This is a genomic window from Arthrobacter globiformis, assembly GCF_030818015.1.
Taxonomy (GTDB): Bacteria; Actinomycetota; Actinomycetes; order Actinomycetales; family Micrococcaceae; genus Arthrobacter; species Arthrobacter globiformis_C.
The window spans coordinates 4,537,795-4,563,277 of record NZ_JAUSZX010000001.1 but is presented as its reverse complement, the minus strand read 5'-3'; the positions used below and the strand labels follow the sequence as shown (position 1 = coordinate 4,563,277).

Here is a 25,483-nt window from a genome sequence, read left to right as displayed (position 1 = left end):
TGGACGCGCGCCACCAGGGGCGCCCAGGCCGCTCCGGTAGGATTGCGGCCATGACAGCGGGCTCCACCCAGGGCGAAATGGCGGAGGATTTCCCGCTGGCGGGCCGGGCCGCGGCGTTTGAGCAGCTCCTGGAAATCCTCCGGACCGTCCGCAAGGGCAAGGTGGGAACCGTTGTCCTGTCCGGGCCCTCCGGGTCCGGCAAAACCGCGCTCCTGGAACTCTTCCTTGACCACTGCCGGACGGCGGCCCGTGGCGTCCGCGTCCTGTCGGCCATGGGGGACGACTGGGAGGCGCAGTTTGCCCTGGCAGGCTACTCCCAGCTCATGCGTACCCTGCCGCTCCGTACGGCAAAGGATTACGACGGCGGTCCGGCCCTGCCGCCGGGGCCCGTCGCCTCCCTGACCCCCGACCAGGTAGTCAACTACGCCGCCACCCTCAGCACCCATCTCGAAGGCCTGCAGACGCACGGCAGCGTGGTGGTCGCCGTCGACGACGTCCACAAACTCGACGAGGAGAGCCTGCGCATCCTCACTTTTGTCATGCGCAGGCTGCACGACAAGCGGGTCCTGTTCCTGCTGACGCTCAACCCCGTCGATGCGCCGCGTGTCCCCGCTGGGGTGCTCGACTTCCTCACCGGCCACCAGGTGGCCCGCATTCCGTTGGAGCCCCTTTCGCCGCAGCAGGTCCAGGACGTGGCACGGAGCCTGTTCGGCCTGGACCTCAGCGCGACGGCGGCCCATGGGCTGGTGACGCACACCGGCGGGATTGCCCAGCCGATCGTGGAGCTGCTCCGTGAGCTGCCCCCGGAGACCTGGCAGTCGTGGTTTCCTTCATTGCCGCCGACGTCCCGGGTGCGCGCCAGGGTCCGCAGCGTCCTGGCCGGCGCATCCCCGGCCCTGGTCGCCGCCGCTGAGGCCACATCGGTGCTCGGCCCCGGCGCGGGCCTGGCTGAGGTGGCCAGGGTGGGCGGCCTGGAATCCGTCATGCCGGCCCTCGATGAGGGGCACCGAGCCGGGCTGCTCGGACTGTCCGTGGACCAGTCCCGCTCCGCCGTCGTCTTCCTGGAACCCGGCACGGCGGAAGCCGTCTACGAACAGATCGTCCCCAGCCGGCGCATTGCCCTGCACCGGAAGGCCGCCGAGGCTGTCCAGTCCGAGGGCGAACAACTGGGCCACCGCGCTGCCGCCACCCCGGCCGCAGACGAAACCCTGGCCGCGGAACTGGAAGAGTTCGCCCGGCGGCAGGCCACGGTTGGAGCGTGGCAGGATGCCTCCACCGCGCTGTTCTCCGCCTCGCGGCTGTCCCCTGATATCCGCGCCCGCAACCTCCGGCTCCTGAAAGCCGTCGACGCCCTGGTCGGCTCCGGCAATGTGGCCCAGGCGCAGGCCTGGGCCGGGGCGGTGGATGCCCTGCCGCCGTCGCCCTTGCGCTCCTCGGTGCTGGGGTATCTGTCCACCGTGTCCGGCCAGAATGACAGCGCCGAAAGCCAGCTGGAGATGGCCTGGCGGACCAGCAATCCGCAGCATGAACCCGCCGCGGCAGCGCAGGTGGCCCAGCGGTTCGTCCTCCACGGGGTGGCCTCCTGGGACGGTCCGATGATTACCGGCTGGGCCGAACGCGCCATGGCGCTCACGGAGCCCGGAACTCCGGCGCACATCGAGTCGGAAGCCATCTACGGCCTGGGCCTCTATGCCCAGGGCCGGATATCGGAGGCCGAGGCCTCCTATCAGCGGGCCTCTGCCCAGTCAGCCGAGAACGCCCAGAAGCAGCGGGTGCAGATGGGCGCCGGCTGGCTGGCCCTTCGCCTGGACAACGCCGAATCCGCGCTGGTGAACTTTGAGTCGGCCGCACCTACCGAGTACCGCGGGGGATCGCTGCGGATCTCCCTGTGGGCCGAGGCCTGGCTGGCCCGCACCCACCTTGTGCTGGGCAACTGGGATGCGGCCGCCGCCACCATCTCCCGGGCAAGTGTCAGGCTGGAAACCTCGCGGATGCCGCTGATCCGGCCGCTGTTGTATTGGACGGCAGCCGAGCTGTGGTCCATGCGGGGCGACTGGGACCGGGCACGCTACTACGTTTCGCAGGCCGCGGTGCAGCCGGGAACCTACCGGGCCATGCAGGTCCCGGCCAGCCTGGCACGCGCCCGTTTCCACGAGGCGCGGGCGGACTACGAAAGTGCCTTGGCTGCCCTGCAACCGCTGACTGAGCTGGACCCCTGGACCGATCAACGGGTGTCCTTCTGGCCTTGGCAGGACACCTACGTCAACGCGCTGGTCATGACTGACAAGCTCGATGCCGCAGAGACGTTCCTTACCGCTTTTGAAGGAGTGCACCGCGAGCGTGAAGTCCCTTCGGACCTGGCCCGCATGGCATGGGCCCGGGGGCGGCTGCTGGCCGCGCAGGGGGACCCGGACACGGCAAGGGAACACTTCGAGGCGGCGTTGGGACACCTCCGCGGGCTCAACCGCCCTTACCTGCGGGCGCGGATAAGTTTCGCGTTCGGGCAAAGCATGCGCCGGGCCGGAAAGCGGCGCCTGGCCTCATCAGTGCTGCGCGCGGCCCGCGACCTGTATGACACCCTCGGCGCAGCCACATATGTGGAACGGTGCGACCGCGAGCTGAAGGCGACAGGCCTGGACGTCGGAAACCTGCCGGACCCGGCTGATCCGGTGCTCTCTTCGGTGGGCAGCCACCATCAACAGCTCACGGCCCAGGAACAGGCCGTGGCCGAACTGGTGGCTGCGGGGGCAACCAACAAGGAGGCAGCCCGGGCCCTGTTCCTGGCCGAAAAGACGGTGCAGTACCACCTCACGCGGCTGTACCGGAAAATGGGAATCCGGTCACGCAGCGAGCTCGCGGCGGCCTTCCGGGACAAGGACTGACCCTGGGACTGTGGCGGCTACTTCACGTCCGAGGGATGCTTGGCCAGCGGAACCACGGTGATGTCCATGTACGGGAACAACGGAAGGTCCTGCAGGATGCCGTGGAGCTCGTCGTTCGATTCGACGTCGAAGATGGAGTAGTTGGCGTATTCCCCCACCACGCGCCAGATCTCGGGCCATTTTCCGGAGCGCTGCAGTTCCTGGGAGTAGGCCTTCTCCTTTGCCTTGATTCCGGCGGCTTCTTCGGCAGGCATGCCGGCGGGCAGTTTGACGTCCATATGGACCAGGTACTTCATGGGTGACCTCTCGATGGAAGGGGCGGGTGTCAGTCGGTGCGGTAGTGGGCGAGCTTGTCATCGTCCACGTCCGTGCCCGCGCCGGGACCCTCGGGAACGTGGATCCGGCCACCCGTGATGGCCAGCGGCCGGGCCAGCAGGTCATCGGTCATATCGAGGTAGTTGGACAGCTCCGCCGCACGCTTGGCGGTATGGGCGAAGGCTGCGCCGAACACCACGGAGGCCACCGTTCCCACCTGGGTGTCGATCTGGTTGCCGATGTAGACGTCGATGCCCATGCCCTCGGCCATGCCAACGATCTTGGCAGCCTCGGTGAAGCCGGACCGGGCAGTCTTGACGGACAGGAGGTTGGCCCCGCCAGTGAGGATTTCGCGGGCAGCCTCGCCGAGGTTGGCGGCGGACTCATCCGCGGCAATGGGGATGGGGGAGTTGGTGACCAGACGGCGGCGGCCCAGGACCTCGCGGGCGTCGTCGGGCTCCTCAAGGAACTGCAGGCCAAGGTCGGAGGTGCGGCGAAGCACCTCGGCGGCCTCGTTGGCTGTCCAGCCGCGGTTGGCGTCCATGTACAGCTCGGCGTCCTCGCCCAGGCCCTCCCGCAGCACCCTGGCGGCTTCGATGTCCAGGTGCAGCGGACGGCGTCCGGTTTTCAGCTTGAAGGTGTTGATGCCGTAGGTTTCCCGGAACTCCAGGGCCAGCGCCAGGAGTTCCTGGGCGGGTTTGAACCCGAGCATGTGGGAGACCCGCAGCGAGTCGGTATAGCCGCCCAGCAGTTTGGTCACGGGCTGCCCCACGGTCTTGCCGATGACGTCCCACACGGCAATGTCCACCGCGCCCTTGGCCGTCTGGTTGTGGATGGTCCGCGCCATCACGGCCTGGATCTTTTCCCGGTCAAAGACGTCAATGCCCACCAGCTGCGGGGCAAAAACATCCTCCACCACCGCAACGATGGACTTCTGCGTCTCACCATAGGTGTAGGGGCGGGGCGGGGTGTCTGCGGTTCCCACCACGCCGTCATCGGTGTGGACGCGGACCAGGACGTGGTCGGCCTCGTGCACGGAGCCGGAGGCGAAATGCAGCGGGTGACGGTACGGGATCGAGTAGGGGATCGCCTCGATGGCTGCGATCTTCATGATGGGAGGAGCCTTTCGTCAGCAGGAGCGGGGGTGGCGGCAGGGGCGGACGCGTCAGCGGTTGCCGTGGCCACGACGTCCAGGAAGTTTTGCAGCAGGGCGGACCGGTGGCCGCGCAGCCAGGCGACGGCCAGTTCCACCGGCGGAACGTTGTCGATTTCCCGGTACGCGACGCCGTCGAGCTGGAAGGCACGCACGCTGGACGGCATGACGGCGATGCCGCCGCCCGCTGCCACGAACGCCAGCATTGTGGAGGTCTCACCAACCACTTGCGTGATCCGCGGCAGGAAGCCTGCCTGGCGGCAGAGGTCCGAGGTAATGCGGTTCAGCACGGACTCCGGTGTGTAGGCGATGAAGTCCTGGTCCTGCAGTTCGTGCATGGCCACGGGCCGGTCCACCGCCAGGGCGCTGAAGGAGGGAAGTGCGACGACGAGTGGCTCCTGGGAGACGACGCGGTAGTCGATCTCCTCGGAGGCAACGGGGGGACGCAGCAGTGCCGCGTCCAGGGTCCCGTTCCGCAGCCCTGCTTCCATGGACGGCGTCAGCATCTCTCCGTTCAGCGCCAGCGACAGGCCGGGAAGGACCTGCTTGGTGAGACGCGCTATCCGGGGCATAACGCCGTAGGTTGCCGATCCGGAGAACCCCACCCGGAGGACGCCGGTGGCGCCCTTTCCCACCTGGTAGACATCTGCCCGGAGCGTCTCGACGTCGTTGACGATCTGGCGGCCGCGGTCCAGCAGGAGCTGGCCCGCCGCCGTCAGGTCCACCCGGCGGGTGGTGCGGTTGAGGAGCTGGACGCCCAGCTGGTCTTCCAGCTGGCGGATCTGCTGGGACAGGGGCGGCTGCGCCATATGGAGCCGCTTGGCCGCCCTGCCGAAGTGCCGCTCCTCCGCCACCGCAATGAAGTAGTTCAGCTGCCGGATCTCCATTGCGGTGCCACCTCTCCAAGCGTTCGGGGTGAGGCGGGATGGAGCCTCATTGATTCATAGAATAACCATAAAAAGCCCTACTTAGATACTTTTTCGACGTAATCTTGCTGCTCTTCCGCCGCCGGCGCAGCTTCGTCCAGCCTGTGCTGGCGCGGTACCAGGATGGTGACTGCGCCGCCAAGCAGGGCCACCCCTCCGTAGATATAGAAGGCTGTTGCCCCGCCGATCCCCGCGGCTGCCAGCCAACCGCCGATGATAGGGCCCAGCACCCCGCCCAGCCGGCCCACACTGGCGCACCAGGCGACGCCGGCGGCACGGGCATTGGTGGTGAAGTAGTTGGACTGGAAACCGTAGACCAGTACCTGGGTGCCCAGGGTTCCCACCCCTGCGGTGGCGATGAAGGTGAAGAGCAGCGGCAACGGAAAACTGAACGTCATCAATCCCAGGGAAATGGTGGCGAGGGCAAACGTGGCAGCGATAACCCGCTGCGGTCCATTCCTGTCGGCCATCCGGGAAGCGACCAATCCGCCAACCACGGCACCGAGATTCAGGGCCAGCGGGAAGAACAGGGCATAGGTCCTACCGTAGCCATAGCCCTCCATGATTTTGGGCAGCCAGGTGTTGAGCCCGTAGGTCAGGAGGAGCCCGCAGAAGGACATCAGTCCCAGCAGGATGGATGCCACGGCGAACTGGGGGGAGAAGACGGCGGCGAACCCGGACTTCCGCGGAGCGGCGCCGACCTGCCGGATCACCTGCTCTTCGGCGAGCGGCACCCCGGTGCGCCAGGCAGCGGCCAGGGCTTCCTCTTCCCGGCCCCGGGCCAACAGCCACCGCGGGGATTCCGGAAGCTTCCGCCAGGCAATGGGCAGGATGATGAGGAGGGGCAGGGATCCAATGACGAAGAGGCCGCGCCAGCCGATACTGTCCAGGAACGCGATGCCCAGGAAGGACGCCAGCACGCCGCCCGCGGGGACCCCGGAGTACACGATCGCGTTGTAGAACTGGCGCCGTCCCGCGGGAGCGAACTCGGCCATCGTGGCGCCGGCGCTGGCGATGACGACGCCCAGGCCCAGTCCGGTGGCAAACCGGAGGGCACCGAAGGCGGTTACGTTCGCGGCCAGGGCGGTGGCGAACATGCCCAGGGAGAACCAGGCGATGCCGGCGAGCATCAGCCGGCGCCGGCCAAAGAAGTCACCGATGGCGCCGCATGCCAGCGACCCCAGTAGCACGCCAACGAGGGCCCAGGACCCCAGGAGTCCGGCGGTGGCCGCATCAAAATGACCGATTTGGCCCGCGTCTGCGAGCAGTCCCGGAAGGACTGTGCCGTAGACCACCAGGTCGTATCCATCAAACAGGAGGGCGGCGCAGATGACGAAAGCCACCCAGTTGGCTGTCCGGACCTCCTTGCCCGGGATTCCGGAGATCGTGGATTGGGGGTGCGGCAGCGTCATGGCACATGTCCTTTCAGGGGGCGGGTGTGGAGGCGTTGCGGTCATTTGGATGGATCCGGCGGGGCCTCGGCAACCCAGCCTGACAGGTAATGTGACGCACGGCATATGAGGGAAATACCCGGTTTCGCACCGGGGGTGCATTGTGCCGCTTCCGCGTATCAAAGGGGCTGTTTTTGCGATAGATGCAGCGGGAACAGGCCACATGCACCCGACAGCAGGTGCATCCCGGCGGCGGTGGGAGGGTAGCTCTTAGTCCATAGGCGACCGGTATGAACCAGGCGGGCCGTAACCATGGCCGGGAGCAGGGCGCCGCGGTTAGGCTGGCGGAATGATCAATCCAGCACGGCTGCACTCAGACCTGTCCCGCCTGGGCCGGGAGACGGATATGTTCCTGGCCACGGTCTCCTCCTTGTCCGATGAAGAGCTGGCTGCACCTTCGCTGTGTGAAGGGTGGACCCGCGCCCATGTCATCGCCCACGTCGCATCCAGCGGACGTGCCCTGATAGGGCTGATCGACTGGGCCACGTCCGGGGAAGAACGCCGGCTGTACGCATCCCCTGAAGCGCGCTCGGAGGCCATCGCCGCCCTTGCTGCCCTGCCGCGGGAGGAGCTCCTGGCTGAAGTGCGGGACTCAGCCGCCGCTTTCGCCGCTGAAGCCGAGCGGTTGACCGGGGAACTTGCGGCGCCGGAAGTAAGGGCAGGTGGCCGGGACCTGCCGGCCACATCCATTGTGGCGCTGAGAATTGCCGAGGTGGTGGTGCACCACCATGACCTTGAGACCGCCTGGACCATCGAGGAGGCCGACCCCGATTCGCTGTTGAACGCCATCGAGGCCGTGGTACGTGCACTGCGTGCCAAGGGAGCGCCGGGGATGAAGCTGGTGACCGAGGAACGCGACCAGTGGATTATCGGCAACGGCGCGCTGCACATCGAGTCCGACCGTGAGGGCCTGCTTCAGTGGCTGGCGCGCGGCGATGCAGCGCATATCCAGGCGGACGGCCCCGTGCCAGCACTGCCTAGCTGGTGAGCCCGCCGGCTCGAATTGCAGCGTCCCATCCTGAGCGGGTCGGACTGACTTTTCGCCGCCGGTGCGGGGATGTTTTCCAGTCCCACTTTGTCTCCAGCAGTGAGCCTAGGAAAGACAGGTGCACCAGGCCGGAATCGTCGCTCCCATAGAAATGTGCAGTGACCCTGTCAACCAGGGTGGGTGTAGCAGGTTTGGCTGGACGAAGACCCAACAGCACCCAAGCGAAGAGCGACCGCTGTCGTCAGGCGTAATTGCCGGGCCTTGCCCGAGCAGAGGGGACAACAGTCTTAGCTGTTTCCAGTGTGAACGAGGCCCTCGGGTGTCCTCCTGGAGGGCCGAGGCGTCGGCAAGGCCTTCAGGGGTGAGGTCGAGATGCTCGATGGCGGTGGAGAGGTCATCGTGAACCGGGGTGCGTTTGGTGTTCGTCATGATGCTGTTTGCCTTTGATTCAGGAACGGGTCCTCTACCCAACCCCCGGCTTCCCGAGCTACCCCGATCGAGTACCTCGGCGGCACGGCCGTGCCCTACCGCTACCTGCCCACGAGCCAAGGCTTCGCGATTGACCTTGACCAGGTGCGCGCGTCGATCACCCCTAATCCCGAGGCGATCCATCACCACGACCTGCAGAACCCCATTTCGGCCGAACCGACGGCGGAATCCCCCTAAAGGAACACGGACAGCCCTTGCATCCCTTCAAGCGGTGGTGCCAAAGCAGGCCAAAAAGGCCGGTCCCCCACCTACTTTTAAAGGCCGATAATAAAGATTCTGTAAGGCTAGATTCTGCAGGGCGGGGAGTCGGACACGAGCGCTAGCAGCCACTCCATAAGGCTGCCCCGCGACTGCCATGGGATGCTCGTCTGTCCTGACTTGGCTCACGGGTGGTGGTTTTGGGATGGTGCAGCGCTCTGACCTGCGGTGATGCTGGCAGAATCGTGCCTTTTCACGCACTAATGCGTTTTGTTCTAGTGTCTCCGTTGTGGCGTTCATCAGGAGGGTTCGGACGGCCTCGGGAGCGACGGCAGTGCAGATCGCCGAGTATGTTCGTGGCCGGCAGCAGATCGTGGAGCACGTCGGATCGGCGCATACGGAGGCCGAACTCGGCATGCTGCTCCAGCGCGCCCGTGAGCTGCTGGACAACCCTGCCCAGGGCGTCCTCGAGCTCGGTATTGAGCCCACGCCTCCGATGAAAGGCCTGATTGTGCCCGCCGAGGCGGGCCTCTTCGAGACAGCCGGCGCGGTGACGCCGGCCGGTCGCGACAGTCCGGGACGCGTGCTCGGCACGGACTCGGGGATCCTGTTCGATGCCTTGGCCAGCGTGTTCACGGCGCTGGGGTTCGATGGCCTCGGTGACGAAGTGTTCCGAGACCTTGTGATCGCCCGGGTCGTCGAACCGACATCACTGCTTGATACCGGCAGAGTGCTCCGCGATCTTGGCCAGTCCGCGGCCAGCTACTCGACGATGAAACGCACCCTGGGCCGGGCCGCTGCAGGCAAGTACCGCGACCGGATCGCGACCTGGTGCTTCCAGCATGCCAGCACCAGCGGGGACATCTCCCTCATGCTCTACGACGTCACCACGCTCTATTTCGAGGCGGAGAAGGAAGACGAACTGCGCAAGGTCGGCTACTCCAAAGAACGCCGCGTCGACCCGCAGATCGTCGTCGGTCTGCTGGTGGACCGCGGCGGGTTCCCGCTGGAGATCGGCTGCTTCGAAGGCAATAGGGCCGAGACGGCGACCATCGTCCCGATCATCAAGCAATTCCAGGCCCGGCACAACCTGGCCGATATGGTCGTCGTGGCCGACGCCGGCATGCTCTCAGCAGGCAACCTGCGTGGGCTGGATGATGCGAACCTGCGGTTCATCGTCGGCTCCCGAATGACCAAGGCTCCGGCCGATCTGGCCTCGCATTTCCGCTGGCACGGCGACGCGTTCACAGACGGGCAGCTGATCGACACCATCACACCCAGAACCGGGCATAAGAACGAGAACAACAGCGATGTGCGGGCTGAACCCGTCTGGGACCCCGCAACGAATCCCGGCTCGTGGCGGGCGGTGTGGGCCTACTCGCGGAAGAGAGCGGTCCGTGACGCCACCACCCTCACGGCCCAGGAGAACCGGGCGCGCGAGGTCATCGAGGGGCAGAAGGCGGCCCGGGTCCCGCGCTTCGTGAAGACCACCGGCGGGAAACGCAGCCTCGACGACGCCTCACTGACACGTGCCCGGCAACTGGCCGGCCTCAAGGGTTATGTCACGAATATCCCCGCGACGGTCATGGCCGCAACGGAAATCATCGGCTCCTACCACGACCTGTGGCACGTCGAGCAGTCCTTCCGGATGAGCAAGACAGACCTGCGGGCCAGGCCCATGTTCCACCGCACCCGCGACGCGATCGAGGCGCACCTGACGATCGTGTTCACCGCGCTGGCCCTCTCCCGCACGGTCCAAAACAGGACCGGACTGGCGGTCGCCAACGTCATCAAACAACTCCGGCCCCTGCGCTCAGCAACCATCGCCATCAACGGCACCACACAAAGATTCGCCCCCGACATCAACGCCGACCAGCAAGCCATCCTCGATGCACTCCACAATCCAAAACTCACGCACTAAGCAAATGAGCCAAGTCAGGACGAGCGCTAGCAGCCACTCCATAAGGCTGCCCCGCGACTGCCATGGGATGCTCGTCTGTTGGTGGTGGTCACATTCATTGATCATTGTCATTCTTTGCCTCTACAACCAGGTCATCTGGAGCGTCACGTTCGGCTCCAAATTCAGCCTTCGCTGCATCGCGTTGCATTTTCAACTGCTCTTCAGCACGGCGGTCGTTGCGTTTGGCATAGTAGTTGGCCCGAAGCCCTATGACAGTCGGGACTGCGAGGCCCAGAAGCGATTGGGCGATTGTTAGCTCCAGAGGAAGGTCCGGATTAGAGTTCGCTACTACTGATACAAAAACAACCGCAGATATAGCCATGAAGAAAGCAAATGGGGGAATGCTCTTCTGAGCCTGTCGGTAGTCCTGCTCGGTCAAACGTAAGCCAGGCCCGAGCGGCGGACGGGTAGTGGCGTACGCCCGAGTCTCGACGGCGCGCAACTGCTCATCAAGCTTGCGGCTCGATTCGGCTAACTGCTCCCTGGCGTTTCTCTCGCGCGCAAATACCTGATGCATCTCCTCTTCGAGACGGACCAATTTAGTGTGGAAGTCTACTTCCAGAGTGTTCTTCCGGGCCGCAGCTGCCTGCTCAGACTCGTTATATCTCGGCTTAAGAGATTTCTGCTCAGCGTCGTACTGCCGTACCAAGTCCTGCCGCTTCAGGCTGAGCCGCTTAAGCTCGTCTGCCGTACGCACGAGCTCTTCTCTGTATTTGATGGTCTCGTCCAAAACGTCTCCACATCATCGGCCGACGCCTAGGCCCAAATACTGCACCGAAACGGTGAAAACGGCAAGCGAAAAGTGGAAGTATTCGCCAGTGAGCAGCTACTTCCAATGCTGTTGCAAAGCACCGATAACGGATATTTCGTCAGGCCCCCGTACGAGTAGGGAAGGGGCGGAACTTAGGCTGGGCCGCAAGCTGTGCTTGCGGCCCAGCCTAAACGTGATCAGGAGGGCGACATCCCTGCCTTGTTGGGGAAGATGGTGGAGTCAGTCGAGGTCGAGGAGTCTGTCGGGGTTCGTCTTGGTTAGGGTGTGGATTTCTTCTGACGTGAATTCCAGGTCAAGGAGTGTGCTGATGAGGGTGCGCATTCCTTCGACGGGGGTGGGGCCGGAGCGGATTCCGTAGTCAGTGCCGAGGATGAAGTGTTTGATGCCGATCTCCCTGATCTGTTTGGCCCAGGGCACAACGCCGGCGCTGAGTTGCGGGGTGCTGGCAATGCCGGCGATTTCGTCGGCCAGTTCACGCTCGACGTAGTAGTTGGTCCGGCGTAGTCCTCGGTGGAACATCCAGTCGGATACAGCGCCTTCGAGCAGGACGCCTTTTTGGGCGAGTTCTTTCTGTTGGTCGGTGGTCATTCGTGCTCGGCAGGGGTGGGCTACGACGATTTTCTTGATGCCGAAGGTGATGGCGAGATCTGCGAGGCGGATTGCTTCGTCGACGGAGAGGTGGCCCGTGTTGAGGTGGACATCGGGGCGCTCTGCGATGAGGGTGAGGATTTCTTCGAGTTCTTCGGGAATGGGGTCGTCGAGGGGGATGCGGATTGAGCGTGGCAATTCGTCCTTCGCGAACTTGGGATAATGATCCACGAACCGGACGGGCTTGCCGTCAACATAGCTTCCCTCGTGGGTGACCATGTAGTGCGTGCAGTGCGCGCCGAAGTGGACGAATTTCGCCCCGGATCCGTAGTGCAGTGCGGTTTTCACGGCTCGGGGGTTTAGGCCGCCCAGGACGCTGGTGAGGATGATGCCTCCGAAGATTTTGATTCCTGGAACCTGTCGGCTCGTCAGCTGGGCGGTGCCGCTGCTGATACCGAGGGTGTGATCGTAGAAGACCAGTGATTTCATTCCCGCGGCTTTGGCTTGTTCGGCGATTTGGAAGGGGTCGAGCCGGCCGGGGCAGGACTGGAGCCATGGGCCGCTGTGCACGTGAACGTCGCTGGTCCCTCGGATCAGTTCGTCGGGCAATTCCATTGACCTGTTGTCAAAGGTTTCGTGCGGAAGCCGGGCCTGTTCGGCAGGGTCGGGGCTGCCTGTAGTTGGTTCGGTCATGCTCGAGACTAGTTCGCTGGTGATGGTCACGCTAGGTTCTCCTTTTGTTGGTGAAGAGTGTGCGTCAGGGGTGGATGCCATTTGGCCGCTTCGGGTCGTTCACCAAACCGATCTGAAGAGCTGGTGCTGGGTTGCTCTTGCCAAGGCGAGGTGTACCGCGGCTGGGACGGGTTCGATGATTGGGACGGAGAATTTTTGGCGCAGGGCGACTGCGCTCATCGCGAGTGGTCCTCCGCCGATGACGATGGCTTCGGCTGAATCCTCTGATATGGCCGTCTGACAAGCCTGTATGAGGCTGGCTTGGAGCAGGGCAGGGTTCCTCATTACGTCGGCGGGGTCTCCCGGTGTCAGGCGAAGGCCTGCGTAGAGATCCGTGAAGCCGTATTCGGCCACTTTCCGGTTGATGGTGGCGGCCAGTTTCGGAGTGGTTGTCACTATGGAGAATCGGCGGCCGTTCTGTGCGGCTTCGAGTATTCCTGCCTCTGCGATCCCTGTCACCGGGACGGGGGAGTGGCGTCGGAGCTCCTCCAGTCCGGGGTCGCCGAACGCCGACACGATGATGCCCGAATATCGTTCCAGTTCCGTGCTTTGGGCGTACTCGAGGACGGCCTGTGCGCTGGTTGCGAGTTTGGCGGCGTCGTCTATGAGCGCAGAGCCCCGATGTGCTGTTGCCCCCACTATGGTCTGGCATGTTGGGCTGCATGCGCGGGCGACGTTCACCATTTCCGCTGTTGTTGACTCGCTGGTGTTTGGGTTGATTAGAAGGATCGTTCCCACGGTTGGGTCTACCTCCTTCCCTGGATAGGGGTGCCGGACCTCGGGCGGGAATCCGGGATTGGTTGCGGCGCGCTCCGGCAACAGACGGAGAGACGGGCTTCGGTCACGCGCTGGTTGGGGCTGGTCGGAGTTCACGAGTGAATTTCTGAGGTGGCCGTGGTGGGAACTTCAGCCGGGGTGTTGGGTGTTTCCTTGCGGATAAAGAGCAGGACGAGGGCAACGGCGATGAACTCGACGGCGGCGATAATGAACAGGCCGGTTGAATAGGCCCCGGTGGCGGTCTTGATGACGCCGAGAAACTGGGGTGCGAAGTAGCCTGCCAGATTTGCGATGGAGTTGATCAGAGCCAGGCCCGCGGCAAGGGCCGTGCCGGACATGAAGCGAGGGGGCAGGCTCCAGAAGACCGGGATTGACCCCATTGTGCCTGCTGCTGAGAGCGCGAGGGCGAGGATCACTCCTACCGGGCTGCCGGCTTGTTGGGCGAGGGCGGCAAGGATCAAGCCGACGGCGCCCAGGCCGGCTGCGCAGGCAGTGTGCCAACGTGATTCCCGGCGCCTGTCGGACAGCCAGCCATTGACCATCATGCCCATCCAGCCGAACAGGAAGATGCCGGACATAATCCACCCCACTGAGGTGATGTCGGTGAAGCCAGCTGCTGTGATCAGGCTCGGCCCGTAGAAGGAAAGCGTGGCGTTTCCGGTGATGATGCAGAACAAGGTCAGGATGAGGACCCAAACGGACCTGTTGCGAAGGGCGGCGCTGAATTTTTGCTCGCGGTGGCCCTGTTCGGCCGTTTCCTTGTCCAGTTCGTAGCTGACATGGGCGCGTTCCTCCGGGCTGAGCCATTTGGCATCTTTTGGCTTGGCAGTCATCACAAAGACGGCCAGGACGCCAAGGACGATCGATGGGAAGCCTTCAATCATGAACAGCCATTGCCAGTCTGCTGCCCCGAGGAGCCCGTCGGTGGTCCTCATGATGTAGGCGGCGAATGGGCTGCCTATCGTCAGTGCGATGGGCGAGGCGGACATGAAAATAGCGATGGCCCTGGACCGGCGATGCGCGGGAAGCCAGAAGGTCAGGTACAGGATCAGGCCCGGATGGAGTCCGGCTTCGAAGGCGCCTTGGAGGAACCGCAAGAGGTAAAAGTGCCAGGCTTCGGTGCAGAACGCCATGAGCACGGACACCACGCCCCACCCGATGGCGATCCGCATGATCGTTTTGGGTGCACCAATTTTTTGCAGGAGCAGGTTGCTGGGTACCTCGAACAGGAAGTAGCCGAGGAAGAAGATTCCCGCACCGGCCCCGTAGATGGCGTCGCTCCAGCCGAGGTCATCGAGCATGGTGAGTTTGGCGAAACCGACATTGACGCGGTCGAGCCAGGCGAGGATGTACACGGCGGTCGCGAAGGGAAGAATCCGCAGGGCGATTCGTTTGAACGTCCGGTTCCGCTCCTCAAGTGTTGAACTCTCGGGTGTCGGCGAAGAGTTAGGTTGGGGCATCTTTGCTCCTAGATTTCCAAGAAATAGCAGGTAATGGGGCGGGCAGGCGTGAGGGTGGGCGAGCCGCAAGGCCATAGCCGGTAGGCATCGGAGCCTAGGCGGAGAATGAATGGCTTCATTCATTTATGAGCGCTATGATTGGTTTGTTTCATCAGTGTGGCAGGATGAAAGAAATCGCGCAACCCCTTCGTTCTGTCGAAGGCAGAAACCGCTGAGGGGTCCGGACTTTGAGCTATCGTTGTTCGGCATACGGGCAGGGAGAGGAATCAGGCGATGCAAGACGCAACGGCCCACGAGGATGAGGGCTCCATCTACGCCAGGATCGATTCCGTATACGCAACGCTTTCCCCCCGCGCGCAGCGGGTCGCCGATATCGTGCTGGACAACATCGGAGACATCGGAACGTACAGCGTTGCAGAACTCGCCCAAATGAGCGGGACTTCGCCAGCAACAGTCAGCAGACTCTTCGCTGGGTTGGGCTTTCAAGACTTCGCGGAGGTCAAAAACCACGTCCGTACGCTGCGAGGCAGAGGCATACCTCTGGGATTCACACCCTCGCCCGTGGACGGCAGTGAGAGATTCAAAATGGAGCTCGAGAACATTCGGCGCGTCAGCGAGCAACTCGAGGGCGGCCGGCTCGCGGAGTTGAGCGAGGCCATAGCCAAGGCGGGGAATGTCCTCATCGTTGGGTTCCGAACGGGCTATCCGGTTGCCATGCGGTTACGTGAGTCCCTCGCCCAAGTGCGCCCCCGGGTGCTCCTCGCGCCCCAGCCGGGTCAGTCTCTGGGTGAAGAACTCGTCCACGTCGGCACAGGCGACGTCGTTATCGTTATCGGGTTCCGCCGCCGCGTCTCAGGATTCGGCGACATCATGCGATTCCTGCCCCGCACCGGCGCCAAGACCGTGCTCATCGCTGACTCAACCGCGCGCAGGTACGCGCAGTTCGCGGACATCTGGGTCGATTGCCCCATCGACAGCGTGGGTGCATTCGACAGCTACGCAGCCGCGATGAGCGCTGCAACGCAGATCACCGACGCCGTCTTGGAGCATCTGCATTCCCAAGGTGAACGCAGCGTCATGAGGGTGGCCGAAGCGTACGAACAGTTACGCGAGATCGACAACGGTGACTTAAGCCGTTGACTCCAACGGCAGCGTGTCGGTGGTCTGCCGATGATCGGGCTGGTTGACCTTTCGTCAAGCCAGTGAAAAAGGCGTGGAGGGGACACCATTATCCGGCAACGGAAGCGAGCCCGAGAATAGCTGCATGAACAAACCCAAACCCCAGCAGCAATAAGAAACGTCCAGGGAAATCCTCCCACCTGCTGGGCTCAAGGTTTGCTCAAGAATTATCAAAATCGGATATGACCGCGGCTTCGCTGCCGTGGCTCCGGATAGGTTATCTGCAGGGCACCCCAGCTTTCCCCAAGAGCTGGAGCGGTCTAGGAGCCCCTGCGTCACGCCCTGTACGGCGCAGGGGCCCCGTTCAACCGCAGTAACTCACCTACACGGGCGGTCACGTCGTCCGACGGCTCACGATGTGCGACCCGTTGTTTGACCGCCGATAATCGAGATTCTGTAAGGCTGGGGAGTGGGTGACCTTTAGAGTGTGTTGTCAGAAACCGGTGCTTGGGGTATCAACCACCGGGGTCGGCCCAGTTCGCCGGCCAACACTATGAAAAATCGTCGGACACGCCCACGTGGCAACCCGTATAGAACCGTCCGTTCGCACGGGTTTTGGTGCGCTTGGTAATCTCAGGAGATATGAACAGGCCTCAGCCGGCCGCCGAAGCGCCGACGCAAAAATCTTGACACGGTCCAGTATGGTCAATGATCAGGAAGCTGAGCTCCTCCCAGCGCAGGATTTGAATCGCAGTAATCGAGGACCGAAGTTGCAGGCTGATCTATGGTGCTGAATTTGCTTCGCAATGGTCGCCTGCACCCTTGACTTGCAAGTGACACGGAAGTTGCGGGAATATCGGTCACAGCCCAACAAAGACCTCTGTTTGCCGCAGGCTCGTTTCTTTGTGGACGCGGGTAAAACACTGCTGGTGATCTGCTTGCCCAATTAATTTGGAGCGACTGCTAACGTGGGAAGTAGATACAGATGTTCGCTGTTGCGCGTAACCGAAGACCTTGACGCGACCCGCCATCATGATTCTTGTGGGCACTCTGAAAGCTAGGCACAGACCGCGTCATCGCGGCCGCTGAATTAGTAACGGGACACCGGCATACTGCCTGAACAACCATTGAACCTCTGCAACCGCAGGGGTTCTTCTCTTTTAAGTACCGAAAGGAGCCAGCCTCTTCACCCGCCCCAAGTCAGCCTCAAATAGTCATCCCTCGAAGGACCGTCTCCTGGACGGTCCTTTTTCTTTTGCACTTTTCCATCATTCCGGGCGTCGCAGACGCCTTCAGACACAGGAGGTAACCATGAAGTCACACCCATATGCATTCTTCATCAAGTGGACCGCGGCGACTTACATAGAGGAGCGTCGGCCGGGCGCCGGGCAGTCTCAGGCGGTACTCACTTGGCTGAGGGCTTATGGCATTACAGCCGCAAGGGTCGAGGCTTTCCTTCGGCTTAGCCGTGAGGACTCCGCCACGATGCCCAATGCGTTGGTTATGGACATTCTGGAGCTCGGCAACTCAAAGGTGCGCCAAACGCTGAAGGACGAATATCTTCTCGACGCGCTGCTTCACACGTGGGGTGCCCTGGCTGACGTCTACGGCAGGGCAGCTACCCCGGCCGGCCGAGAAGTGGCCAGACTACAGCTGCTGGTGGAAGCCGGCCACGCGCTAATCATGGCACAAGGCATGGGATACCCCGGAACAGAGACATTGCTCAGGAGGTATTGGCGGGAGACTGAGCTGCTAGACCTTTCCCGGATCCACAAAGGCACACCGGGTTTCAAAGATGTCGGCAGGGACCTTGAGTACATCAAGCGTCACAGAAAGGAGCTTCCGAAGAGGCCGGTGCCTGTGCAGGCCCTGCAGCAACAGCAAACCATAAAGCCAACTTCAGCGCAGGGGAAGATCCCGAACCCTTCGGCCAGCCAGCGCCCTGGCACCTTCACGTCCGTTCAGGACGAGGATCGGCTCCCTGACCTGCCGACGAGCCGTCGGCATTGGCGTAACCCCTCTGAAAACCTGAACGATGGATTGTTCGGAAACCGGCGCGACCATTGGGACAACACGTTGCCATAAACGGTAAGAGCATGTGACTCCAACACCCGTCGGTCACTTTGCGCCGGGAGAGACTGACAGATTGAGGACCGGACAGCTACGCAAGACCCACAAGTCTCGCCACAGCTGGCCAACAGGACCTTCACGGGCTGGTGAAGCGGCCCCTTTCCGGGCCTCTCACCGGCCATTTTGAAACGCCGATAACGGATATTCCGCCATCTAGCGCCCTTCCAGCTACGGCGTCCGATGCCCGCGGTTAATCGGCCGGCATCGGTCCACTGTGCCCCAGTGGCCCTTTCCTTGAAGGTGCCACAGCCTGTGGCACATTTGCCGGTCGGCAGGTTCTGTCAACCCGTGAGGTCGGCGGGGGTACCCCTGGATACGCCAAAATCCAACCGCGAGACACGCTAGTATGAGATGTATCACATTGTTCTAACCGTCAGAACTAAGTGGACTACAGTCGAATCACGACGAGTCGAAAGCGGCCGTTGTCCATGAAGGCCCCGAGCGGGGCCTTTGTGTTTTAAGCTCAGGGCCATCGTCGGCAGTGGCGCCAAGCCCCGTCAAGCGTGCCGTATAGCTGGCGAGCCAGCTTCCTCGCTCTAGCATTCGTAGTTGGGGGAGCCTCTAAATGACGCCGCACAATGTATGCAACGAGATCAGCCGCTTGCAACCCAAGCGTGTGCTTAGAATCCAAGAATTCGATGGGCTGCTCAATCCGCCGCAAAGTGCTCTGTCGCCAGCCAAACGTTCCGGAGTCATGGAATTCGTTGATCTTTTTCTGAAGCTGGTTGTGCTTGGTGATGTAATCGGCTACAACGCGAATGTGCTCCTGGTTGCCTAGTGCGTACCTATCCAAAGCCTCAAGCAGATAGGTGAGAGCGACCAGACGCGGATCATACGGCTTGGAATACCGCCTGTTGAGAAGATCCACATCGATGGCCACGTACATGAAATGGGCGCCGCTGTCTTTTATAGCTTCCAGGGCTGACTTGTAAACCCATTTCGCGGTTTCGACATCGCCCTTGATCAACGACCAATCGGCCTTGCCCGACATGAGTTCGTTCCCATGGAACTCGGCCAGCACCGAAATGTTCAGATCGTCTGCGATCTTCACCTTAAGTCGAGTGAGTTCCAACTCAAGTTTTTTTAGTGATGGAGCATCTACTATCACCGCCGCAATGTAGTAGGCCTGCTCTGTGTAAGACTCATCTAGGAAAGCTGTTAGCACCTTCTGATTAGACAGCACCAAAGTCGTGTTCCCGACCCACGGCGGCGTGTCGGGGCACCACTGGCTGAGGTCGGAAACGACGTTACCGACGCCGATAAGGGACCTTTCGTCAACCTAAGCCTGCCTACCTTGTTCTGCTGAGGGATCGGACCGGCCCAGCTCCACCAGAAGGTGTGGTCCCTGATCACTTAGGGTTAGCCGCGGTTCCGTCGATCCTTGGGGAATCACTAGTGACGGCTAGGCTAGCCCGCGGGGCGATTCACGGCCTCAGAAAGAGAGTGCCCAATGGCTGCAGCTATCACGGATATACCTAAACTGACGCTTGAAATCTCATGCACAGGCTTCCCGCATACGATGCACGAACCCCCTCGAGACGAAATCGTCTCGAGCATCACAAACTTTTTGGCCACCAATGGGGTTTCCGCCGGACCAGGCATTGCTCCTGGAATAGGAGCGGCCGCAGGAGGACCAGAAGTTGTCAAAGCGGCGGCAGGTCTATCCATATCGATGGCTAAAATGCTTGCAAAAATGCAAGCGGAAAGGGCCCGCAGGCGCGTACGGCACCATCTTCCCAAACTCACTGTCCGGCTCGAAAGCTCGATCGACGTGAGCAGAAGCGGGTGGAAGCTCCCGACAGCTATTCCCGCGGCGGACATCGTGGCTTTGCTCGCCGAAGTGTCGGTGATGCTCCGAGATGATTATCCACTCGTTGAGTTCGACTACTTCATAGGCGGCGTAGTTGGTGCCGGCTCCTGGGCGAACGTTTTCGTGCCCGATGACCGGCTCACATACTCGGTACTCCACAGGCTCATTAAGAAACTCGATGCCGAATCAAGGGGCCAGTGGTTCCGGATCTCCGTTCGCAGGGCTTGGTGGTTTCCGTGGGGTTGGATCACTTCGAACAAACAACCGTTGGACCATGGTCAATGGGACTGCCGTGACCCGCGAGCCGAGCCGTCCGCCGGATGACACCCAGCGGCATCATGACGAACTTCGCAAGACAGAGTTTTTCATGGGCAGGACTTCTTGCAGCTACTTCTACTCCCACGCTTTTAACGCCCGATAATGGAGATTCCGTCAAGCTACGGCTGGGGTTCGTAGCCTATTAGCCAGTGGAGGCCGTGCCGGTCTTTAACCTGGCCGCCGCTGGCTCCCCATGGTTTAGGGGCATGCCAGTCCACACCTCGCCCAAGAGCATGAAGCAGCTGCACCTCGGGCCACCAGCTACCGGGGTCGGCTCGGGATCCACGCCAGCAGCGTGCCTGACCGGTCCCGGCCCGACCTTCTCGTCATGGCCGTGAAAGGTGGCCCCCTGATTACAGGTGCCCTCCTTGGTCATCTTGATTTGGTGGCCATCCACCATTCGGACGGCTGCGGGGACGCCTGCTCCGAATGGGATGTATTCAGGAACTACCACTGGCAGGTCGCCAACCCCGTCCCCTTGCCGGAACCGATCCCCTGAAGAGGCAGTTGCGGCTGTGGGTACCGCCGGTTCTTCTTTCTGAGCGCTGGGAAACCAGGCATACACCGCCTCTTGAATATGGCCGGGCGTCCGATTTTAGAGCCCGGCCTTGGTGACACCGTATTCAGCCTCGGCCGCGGTGAATCCCTCGAACACCAACTGGTCGACCAAGCCCTGGTGCGAGAACGACGACGTATCCAGATAGCTCTTCGCCTTCTTCGCGGCCTGCTCCTTCCAGTTGACTTTGAGGTGATCGACCGCCCACGTCGCATCCTTAGTTGGATACTTCTCGAACTCCAGTTGCTTGATCAGGCCGGGGCGGGAGAACGCCGACACCGACAGGTAGCTCTCAGCCTTGCCCAGGGCGTTCTTCTGCCCCGCGGTCATGGCGGGGGCGGCGGGAGCCTTCGGGGCGGCGGGAGCCTTCGACGCGGCCTTGGCTGTTTCCCCTGACTGCGGGCCGGCCGACGGTTCCTCCGTGCCACCGCCTGAGCACGCGGACAGGACCAGTGCGGCCGATGCGCCGAGGATGAGTGGCCATTGCTTTGCATTCAATGTCTTGTTCATTTTTCCTCTCCTTTCCCGCCAAACGCTTTGAAGCGATGAAACAATTTTAGGAGGAATGGCCCTTTTTGTATCGGAAAATGTGGAATGGCGAAGAGGATAGATTCTGGCTGTTTGGGGACCTATAGCTTTGGCGCCGATCGCTGCACATCGGATGACCGCAGCGAAATTCTCTTGCGGCGTCGCGCACTTTGACCCGGGGAAACACCGGGATCGACCATGGAACGGGAGTTCCCGAAGCTACTTCTACTCCCGTTGTTTGAACGCCTGTGTTCGTCAACCTTGGGGGGAGTAGTCCGACGAGTCATTCTCCACCTCCGGGCGAGGCTGAGTACGGGAGCCCCGGCTAGTCTTCCTTCACTTCTTCCAGAACCGCACGCGCGGCTGCCGCGTCGTGAAGGTCAGGCAGGTACTTTTCCTGTTCTTCGATCTTGCGACGGTAGAAGTCATGGGCGGCCTGTTTCGTGATCCCCAATGCTTCGCCGATCTGGGCCCACATGGCGCCACCCTCACGCGCGGATTTGATGACGTACCAGCGCCTGGCCGTGAGCAGCTCGACGGCCTTCGCGTTCGCGCGTAGCGCCTCAAGCGCTGCGACTTCCCTTACCCCCGCAAGGAACTGTGCTGCGGCCTCCCGCGCCTGGTCGCTGCCGGTGGCAGACACTTCGCGCCAGGTCTCGCCGCTGTTGAAGTCTTCCCACACCTTGAGCAACTCGTGGACATCACCGCTGCTCAGTGCTTGCTCCACCGACGCCGCATCACCATCCATGAAGTCAAGCTAGCTTGACGTCACCAAAGGGTCAAGAGAAGCGCCAATACCCGCCCGTAAGGGGTTAGCGGTAGTTCCATCGCCCGACGGGCTGCCCGCCACTGATTGAGTTGACGATCAAGACACCCGTCTCGCACAGGCGGGCGCATCGGCCGTCGCAGCGCTCATACGACAGTGGCGGCGCCGGCTGGCCCGTTCAGAACGAACCTACGAGCAGGCGTGTTGGTCAGTGCAGGATGCTCCGTGAGAGCCTCGATGGTCGCCGACACTCACGGAGGCTCGGACACGCCGGCAATTTCCGGTGCATAACGCTGACGCAATTCTTCACAGGTCCCTGATCCAGTACGGGACAGGCGGTGGACATGCTGTGCATGGCGGTCCCGCGGGGTGTGTCCGGCTCCCCAAAAGTGTCAGCGCCCCGCGACTACGATGGTCACCCAATTCGAAGGAGCAGGTGGTCTCAGGTGAATGAAAAAGGCAGCGGCAAAGCGACACGGGTCCAGATCGCAGGGCTGTGGATAGCGGCATGCAGCCTCGCCCTCGCCCTGCTCCGCACCGTATTCGACGTGCTCGAAGTGATGGGACGCTAAGCCGGGGGTCATGGCATCCCTTGACGCTTCCGTCCGTGCCGTTGCCGCGCGGTCGACCCGGGCCCTCCCTGATCTCCAGACTTCGAGGTGAAAGCAGGTGAAACTGGTGAAAGAGGTGAAACTCGCGGGCCCGGTCGCAAACCGCGTCCGGAACAACGGGCCCCTACCTGGTCGAGCCGGCTGGATAAACGGGGGAACCACGGGAGTCAGCCTAGACCGAGGCCATGCCCTTGCGCTCCTCCTACCTTTCCTCGGCCAAAATATAAGCGCCGATAATGGACCTTTCGACGACCTGCGCAACGATCGAAGACTTCCGCTGTTTGGTGCTTAGGCTTTGGGCATGAGGGTTTCAAAAACCGATGCTATCGCTGGACTGCCGGCCGAGCTGGCTCGTGCGATTGTGCGTAAGTTCAGAGGCCGGGAGATGGTCGCAGAAGCCGTCGCAGACCTGCTCGAAGACGCCGGATATGAACTGGATGCGGTCTTTGCGGGGCTGGAAGCTGCCGGATATATGGAGAGGGTCCGCGTCGATGACGACGGAGACGTCTGGTGGGACACGACCATTCAAGGAAATGCCCTGGCGATGGCCAGCTTCGGAAAACCGATCAGCAGAAGGACTGCAGACCGGCTCGTTTCCGAGTTGCTGGAACGGGCACAGGCCTACAACGCGGACCCGGGCAAGCCCATGTTCATCGATACGCTCAGGGTCTTCGGGAGCTACCTCAGCCCGGAAATAGATCCAATAGGTGATGTCGACATCGAGCTTACATACGGCAGAAGGATCACGGGCCAACAGGCTCTGTCGGCCTACACGAGAGCCAGCGGGCGATCATTCGGGACATATGTTGACCAGATGACATGGCCGTCAACAGAGCTCTTCCTGCACCTGAAGAAGCGGTCAGCCTTCATTAGCATCACGCTTGAGGACATCACCAGGATCACCGACAGATTCGAAACTATCTACAGCATCGACGAAGATCCGCAGGCAGCCCCGCCGCCGTCTGACAGGTCGCTCATCGGGAGGTAAGGAAAAGGCCCTTTTGGGCCTCTCCCCCGGGCATTTTGGAACGCCGATAACCGACGTTTCGTCAACCTGCGGGAGTGGTCCGAGAAGTCCCCGCAATTAACGCCTGCGCATAGGGGCCCCGCGCCAGAACGGATACGCGAGACTACATCGCACTTGACTCTCCGCTTGAGCCCGACGGGGTGTACCACTCCCACACACCGTCCTCAGTGATGCTTCCTCTCATCGCACCGAACATCCAAGGAGTAATTCCCGTAGGATCACCGCCAGCCCTCACAAACTCGGCCCGCTTCTTACGGGCGACTTTGAAGTGCTCGGGGAGACAGAGACCCAGCCCGAGTCCGCATCCGAGCACGAAGAACAGGACCGACAGGATGCCAATGGGTCGCCCGATGATCACGTTGCTCAGGAAAACGTATCCAACCGCGGACCCCACCCCAAGTAAGAGAGTCCAAAACACGGCCCAGTATCCAGACCAGAAGCGGAGGCTTCTGTTACTGGGGCGCTGGTTGGGATCGTTGTTGGGCTGCACGCTGTTGGGGTGCACGCCAGGAGGCTTTCTCATGGAACCCGAGTGATAAGTCCGCTTCACAGGAGCATTCTAAGCGGGCGTGCACAGCTCATCGGCCACGGTGACGGGCCGGTCACAGCAGCCACCGCCTGTGACCGGCACGGTCACCCGGTCGCTCGTTACTGCAGAGCGACGGGGAGCCTAGAAAGTGTTGGTGCATGCCCGAACGCAGATACCATTCTGGTTATTGGTGTCAGACGTTCACTCAGCGTTTTAGCCCCTTTGGAGTACGCCCACGGTCAGCAGTGCGTTCGCGAAGCGCCGTGAGTCGCCCGTCACGATGCACAAGGCAAGATTCTGTGATCGGGCGAGACTATAGAATTCGAACCGGTCAACGAACTCTGTTTCGGTGCCTTCGGGCGTTAGGTCATCGATTTGTGCATGAACGAGGCATGGAGTTGCGTCTTCGGAGGGCGTGATCCGCGTTAGTTTTTCGATTCGGACGGTGCCCAGGACGACGGCCAGGACCTGGGGCACTGTTGGAAAGTCTGCCTGCAGGTTCAGGTAGACGGTTTGTGCGTTTGGTCCGACTGCCGTGGCTGCTGAATAGTGTCCGTCGGTGATGAGGACTGTGGCACCGTGGCCAGCTGCTGCCAGCGCTGAGATGATGCGTGGATGCGTCAGTTGGCCGGTGATCATGCGAAGTACTGTCCGCCGTTGATGTCGACAACTGTGCCTGTGACGAAGCGCGCGTGCTCGGAGGCAAGCCACAACGCTGCCCCGGCTACGTCTTCGGGAACTCCGGCCCTTCCGAGCGGGATCGTCTCGATCGTGGCGGCTTTGGACTCGGAAGTGGTGAAGGTGTCGTGGAAGGGTGTCGCTTCGATGAAGCCAGGGGCCAAGGCATTGACGGTGATACCGGATGATGCCAACTCTTTTGAAAGCCCACGGGTGAAGCCAAAGATGCCGGCTTTGGATGTGGCGTAGGCTGTCGCCCCGGCGTGTCCGCCATTACGGCCTGCCAGCGAGGCGACATTGATGATGCGGCCGCCGCCGTTGATCAGTGGCAGGGCGAAGTGGGTCATGAGGAAGGTGCTGTCCAGGTTGACGGCCAGGACCTGCTTCCAGAGTTTGAAATCCATATCGCCGATGGCAGAGCGCTGAATGAGCCCGCCGACATTGTTGACAAGAATGTCCAGCCGGCCAAAGTCGCGGCCGAGGGCCTCGACTGTCCTCTGGACTTCCGTTTCGATGGTCGCGTCCAGCTGCAGGGAGGTAAGGGGGTGTCCCGTGTGGCGTTCCACTTCATCGGCGAAATCCTGGTCGGGTTTGTGGTTGTTGTAGGTGATGGCGATTCTGGCTCCGGTCTTGGCGAGGGCGAGGGCGATGCCTTGGCCGATGCCGGTGCCTCCGCCTGTAATCAGAGCGGTCTTTCCGCGCAGTGACTGTTCAAACACG

Annotated in this window: 21 protein-coding genes and 3 pseudogenes; 10 read left to right on the top strand and 14 right to left on the bottom strand. The window is 62.1% G+C overall.

Features of this window, described 5'->3' with window-relative positions; all coding sequences use genetic code 11:
• Window positions 1-50: 50 nt before the first annotated feature.
• Window positions 51-2,882 carry an AAA family ATPase gene (locus QFZ23_RS21370; protein WP_306926044.1) on the top strand — a complete coding sequence of 944 codons (2,832 nt, stop codon included), beginning with the start codon at window positions 51-53 and terminating at the stop codon, window positions 2,880-2,882.
• Between the two features lie 17 nt (window positions 2,883-2,899).
• On the opposite strand, the gene catC is transcribed toward QFZ23_RS21370, so the two are convergent.
• The 4 genes from catC to QFZ23_RS21350 all read right to left on the bottom strand — a co-directional run bounded on the left by catC (window position 2,900) and on the right by QFZ23_RS21350 (window position 6,688).
• On the bottom strand, window positions 2,900-3,178 hold the full coding sequence (gene catC, locus QFZ23_RS21365) for a muconolactone Delta-isomerase (RefSeq protein ID WP_236820697.1): 279 nt from the start codon (window positions 3,176-3,178) through the stop codon (window positions 2,900-2,902).
• Window positions 3,179-3,207: 29 nt separating this feature from the next.
• Complete coding sequence (locus tag QFZ23_RS21360) at window positions 3,208-4,308, bottom strand: mandelate racemase/muconate lactonizing enzyme family protein (RefSeq protein ID WP_306926043.1); 1,101 nt, start codon at window positions 4,306-4,308, stop codon at window positions 3,208-3,210.
• Complete coding sequence (locus QFZ23_RS21355) at window positions 4,305-5,237, bottom strand: LysR substrate-binding domain-containing protein (protein WP_306926042.1); 933 nt, start codon at window positions 5,235-5,237, stop codon at window positions 4,305-4,307. Before QFZ23_RS21355 ends, QFZ23_RS21360 begins: the two co-directional genes overlap by 4 nt.
• A 77-nt stretch (window positions 5,238-5,314) precedes the next feature.
• Window positions 5,315-6,688, bottom strand: coding sequence for an MFS transporter (locus QFZ23_RS21350; RefSeq protein ID WP_306926041.1), 1,374 nt, complete (start codon window positions 6,686-6,688; stop codon window positions 5,315-5,317).
• A gap of 328 nt (window positions 6,689-7,016) precedes the next feature.
• Between QFZ23_RS21350 and QFZ23_RS21345 the strand changes: the two genes are divergently transcribed.
• The 3 genes and pseudogenes from QFZ23_RS21345 (at window position 7,017) to QFZ23_RS21335 (ending at window position 10,323) form a co-directional block, all read left to right on the top strand.
• Window positions 7,017-7,715, top strand: coding sequence for a maleylpyruvate isomerase family mycothiol-dependent enzyme (locus QFZ23_RS21345; protein ID WP_306926040.1), 699 nt, complete (start codon window positions 7,017-7,019; stop codon window positions 7,713-7,715).
• A 452-nt stretch (window positions 7,716-8,167) separates the two neighbouring features.
• Window positions 8,168-8,369 (top strand): annotated as a pseudogene (locus tag QFZ23_RS21340) (pyridoxal phosphate-dependent aminotransferase); the annotation flags it as partial.
• A gap of 322 nt (window positions 8,370-8,691) precedes the next feature.
• Entirely contained in the window at window positions 8,692-10,323 is a 1,632-nt protein-coding gene (locus QFZ23_RS21335) for an IS1634 family transposase (protein WP_306926038.1), read from the top strand.
• 94 nt (window positions 10,324-10,417) lie between these two features.
• Here the strand turns inward: QFZ23_RS21335 and QFZ23_RS21330 are convergent, their stop codons facing one another.
• The 4 genes from QFZ23_RS21330 to QFZ23_RS21315 form a co-directional block, all read right to left on the bottom strand.
• Window positions 10,418-11,092, bottom strand: coding sequence for a hypothetical protein (locus QFZ23_RS21330; RefSeq protein ID WP_306926036.1), 675 nt, complete (start codon window positions 11,090-11,092; stop codon window positions 10,418-10,420).
• 261 nt (window positions 11,093-11,353) lie between these two features.
• Window positions 11,354-12,445, bottom strand: a complete 1,092-nt coding sequence (locus QFZ23_RS21325; protein ID WP_306926034.1) for a DUF6282 family protein — start codon at window positions 12,443-12,445, stop codon at window positions 11,354-11,356.
• A 69-nt stretch (window positions 12,446-12,514) separates the two neighbouring features.
• A complete protein-coding gene (locus tag QFZ23_RS21320; protein WP_306926032.1) occupies window positions 12,515-13,192 on the bottom strand; it encodes an aspartate/glutamate racemase family protein in 678 nt (225 codons plus the stop codon).
• A gap of 131 nt (window positions 13,193-13,323) precedes the next feature.
• Complete coding sequence (locus QFZ23_RS21315; protein ID WP_306926030.1) at window positions 13,324-14,691, bottom strand: MFS transporter; 1,368 nt, start codon at window positions 14,689-14,691, stop codon at window positions 13,324-13,326.
• A gap of 273 nt (window positions 14,692-14,964) precedes the next feature.
• On the opposite strand from QFZ23_RS21315, the pseudogene QFZ23_RS21310 reads away from it, so the two are divergent.
• The 3 genes and pseudogenes from QFZ23_RS21310 to QFZ23_RS21300 all read left to right on the top strand — a co-directional run.
• Window positions 14,965-15,192: pseudogene (locus QFZ23_RS21310) on the top strand (MurR/RpiR family transcriptional regulator); the annotation flags it as partial.
• A gap of 84 nt (window positions 15,193-15,276) precedes the next feature.
• Window positions 15,277-15,831, top strand: coding sequence for a MurR/RpiR family transcriptional regulator (locus QFZ23_RS21305; RefSeq protein WP_306926965.1), 555 nt, complete (start codon window positions 15,277-15,279; stop codon window positions 15,829-15,831).
• A gap of 1,290 nt (window positions 15,832-17,121) precedes the next feature.
• Window positions 17,122-17,895 carry a hypothetical protein gene (locus QFZ23_RS21300; RefSeq protein ID WP_306926028.1) on the top strand — a complete coding sequence of 258 codons (774 nt, stop codon included), beginning with the start codon at window positions 17,122-17,124 and terminating at the stop codon, window positions 17,893-17,895.
• 508 nt (window positions 17,896-18,403) lie between these two features.
• On the opposite strand, the gene QFZ23_RS21295 is transcribed toward QFZ23_RS21300, so the two are convergent.
• On the bottom strand, window positions 18,404-19,123 hold the full coding sequence (locus QFZ23_RS21295) for a DUF3800 domain-containing protein (RefSeq protein WP_306926964.1): 720 nt from the start codon (window positions 19,121-19,123) through the stop codon (window positions 18,404-18,406).
• 267 nt (window positions 19,124-19,390) lie between these two features.
• Here QFZ23_RS21295 and QFZ23_RS21290 point away from each other — a divergent pair, with 267 nt between their 5' ends.
• Complete coding sequence (locus QFZ23_RS21290; protein WP_306926026.1) at window positions 19,391-20,074, top strand: hypothetical protein; 684 nt, start codon at window positions 19,391-19,393, stop codon at window positions 20,072-20,074.
• A gap of 113 nt (window positions 20,075-20,187) precedes the next feature.
• Here the strand turns inward: QFZ23_RS21290 and QFZ23_RS21285 are convergent.
• From QFZ23_RS21285 to QFZ23_RS21275, 3 genes and pseudogenes are all read right to left on the bottom strand, one after another.
• Window positions 20,188-20,286: pseudogene (locus QFZ23_RS21285) on the bottom strand (VOC family protein); the annotation flags it as partial.
• Window positions 20,287-20,663: 377 nt separating this feature from the next.
• Window positions 20,664-21,134, bottom strand: a complete 471-nt coding sequence (locus QFZ23_RS21280) for an Ltp family lipoprotein (RefSeq protein ID WP_306926024.1) — start codon at window positions 21,132-21,134, stop codon at window positions 20,664-20,666.
• 343 nt (window positions 21,135-21,477) lie between these two features.
• A complete protein-coding gene (locus tag QFZ23_RS21275) occupies window positions 21,478-21,900 on the bottom strand; it encodes a hypothetical protein (protein ID WP_306926022.1) in 423 nt (140 codons plus the stop codon).
• Window positions 21,901-22,364: 464 nt separating this feature from the next.
• On the opposite strand from QFZ23_RS21275, the gene QFZ23_RS21270 reads away from it, so the two are divergent.
• Both QFZ23_RS21270 and QFZ23_RS21265 read left to right on the top strand, forming a co-directional pair.
• Window positions 22,365-22,490 (top strand): hypothetical protein, encoded by a 126-nt coding sequence (locus QFZ23_RS21270; protein ID WP_306926020.1) that lies wholly within the window; start codon window positions 22,365-22,367, stop codon window positions 22,488-22,490.
• A 340-nt stretch (window positions 22,491-22,830) separates the two neighbouring features.
• Window positions 22,831-23,517: a hypothetical protein gene (locus QFZ23_RS21265; protein ID WP_306926018.1), complete on the top strand. Its 687-nt coding sequence runs from the start codon at window positions 22,831-22,833 to the stop codon at window positions 23,515-23,517.
• 781 nt (window positions 23,518-24,298) lie between these two features.
• On the opposite strand, the gene QFZ23_RS21260 is transcribed toward QFZ23_RS21265, so the two are convergent.
• Window positions 24,299-24,724 (bottom strand): RbsD/FucU domain-containing protein, encoded by a 426-nt coding sequence (locus tag QFZ23_RS21260; RefSeq protein WP_306926016.1) that lies wholly within the window; start codon window positions 24,722-24,724, stop codon window positions 24,299-24,301.
• The gene (locus QFZ23_RS21255; protein ID WP_306926014.1) at window positions 24,721-25,482 is read right to left on the bottom strand and encodes an SDR family NAD(P)-dependent oxidoreductase; all 762 of its coding nucleotides are present in this window, start codon (window positions 25,480-25,482) and stop codon (window positions 24,721-24,723) included. Before QFZ23_RS21255 ends, QFZ23_RS21260 begins: the two co-directional genes overlap by 4 nt.
• Window position 25,483: the final 1 nt, after the last annotated feature.

Bases quoted from the DNA above. Each gene is read 5' to 3' on its own strand.
- QFZ23_RS21370 (WP_306926044.1), top strand. From the start codon at position 51: ATGACAGCGGGCTCCACCCAGGGCGAAATGGCGGAGGATTTCCCGCTG.
- catC (WP_236820697.1), bottom strand. From the start codon at position 3,178: ATGAAGTACCTGGTCCATATGGACGTCAAACTGCCCGCCGGCATGCCT.
- QFZ23_RS21360 (WP_306926043.1), bottom strand. From the start codon at position 4,308: ATGAAGATCGCAGCCATCGAGGCGATCCCCTACTCGATCCCGTACCGT.
- QFZ23_RS21355 (WP_306926042.1), bottom strand. From the start codon at position 5,237: ATGGAGATCCGGCAGCTGAACTACTTCATTGCGGTGGCGGAGGAGCGG.
- QFZ23_RS21350 (WP_306926041.1), bottom strand. From the start codon at position 6,688: ATGACGCTGCCGCACCCCCAATCCACGATCTCCGGAATCCCGGGCAAG.
- QFZ23_RS21345 (WP_306926040.1), top strand. From the start codon at position 7,017: ATGATCAATCCAGCACGGCTGCACTCAGACCTGTCCCGCCTGGGCCGG.
- QFZ23_RS21315 (WP_306926030.1), bottom strand. From the start codon at position 14,691: ATGCCCCAACCTAACTCTTCGCCGACACCCGAGAGTTCAACACTTGAG.
- QFZ23_RS21305 (WP_306926965.1), top strand. From the start codon at position 15,277: ATGGAGCTCGAGAACATTCGGCGCGTCAGCGAGCAACTCGAGGGCGGC.
- QFZ23_RS21300 (WP_306926028.1), top strand. From the start codon at position 17,122: ATGAAGTCACACCCATATGCATTCTTCATCAAGTGGACCGCGGCGACT.
- QFZ23_RS21290 (WP_306926026.1), top strand. From the start codon at position 19,391: ATGGCTGCAGCTATCACGGATATACCTAAACTGACGCTTGAAATCTCA.
- QFZ23_RS21280 (WP_306926024.1), bottom strand. From the start codon at position 21,134: ATGAACAAGACATTGAATGCAAAGCAATGGCCACTCATCCTCGGCGCA.
- QFZ23_RS21275 (WP_306926022.1), bottom strand. From the start codon at position 21,900: ATGGATGGTGATGCGGCGTCGGTGGAGCAAGCACTGAGCAGCGGTGAT.
- QFZ23_RS21265 (WP_306926018.1), top strand. From the start codon at position 22,831: ATGAGGGTTTCAAAAACCGATGCTATCGCTGGACTGCCGGCCGAGCTG.
- QFZ23_RS21260 (WP_306926016.1), bottom strand. From the start codon at position 24,724: ATGATCACCGGCCAACTGACGCATCCACGCATCATCTCAGCGCTGGCA.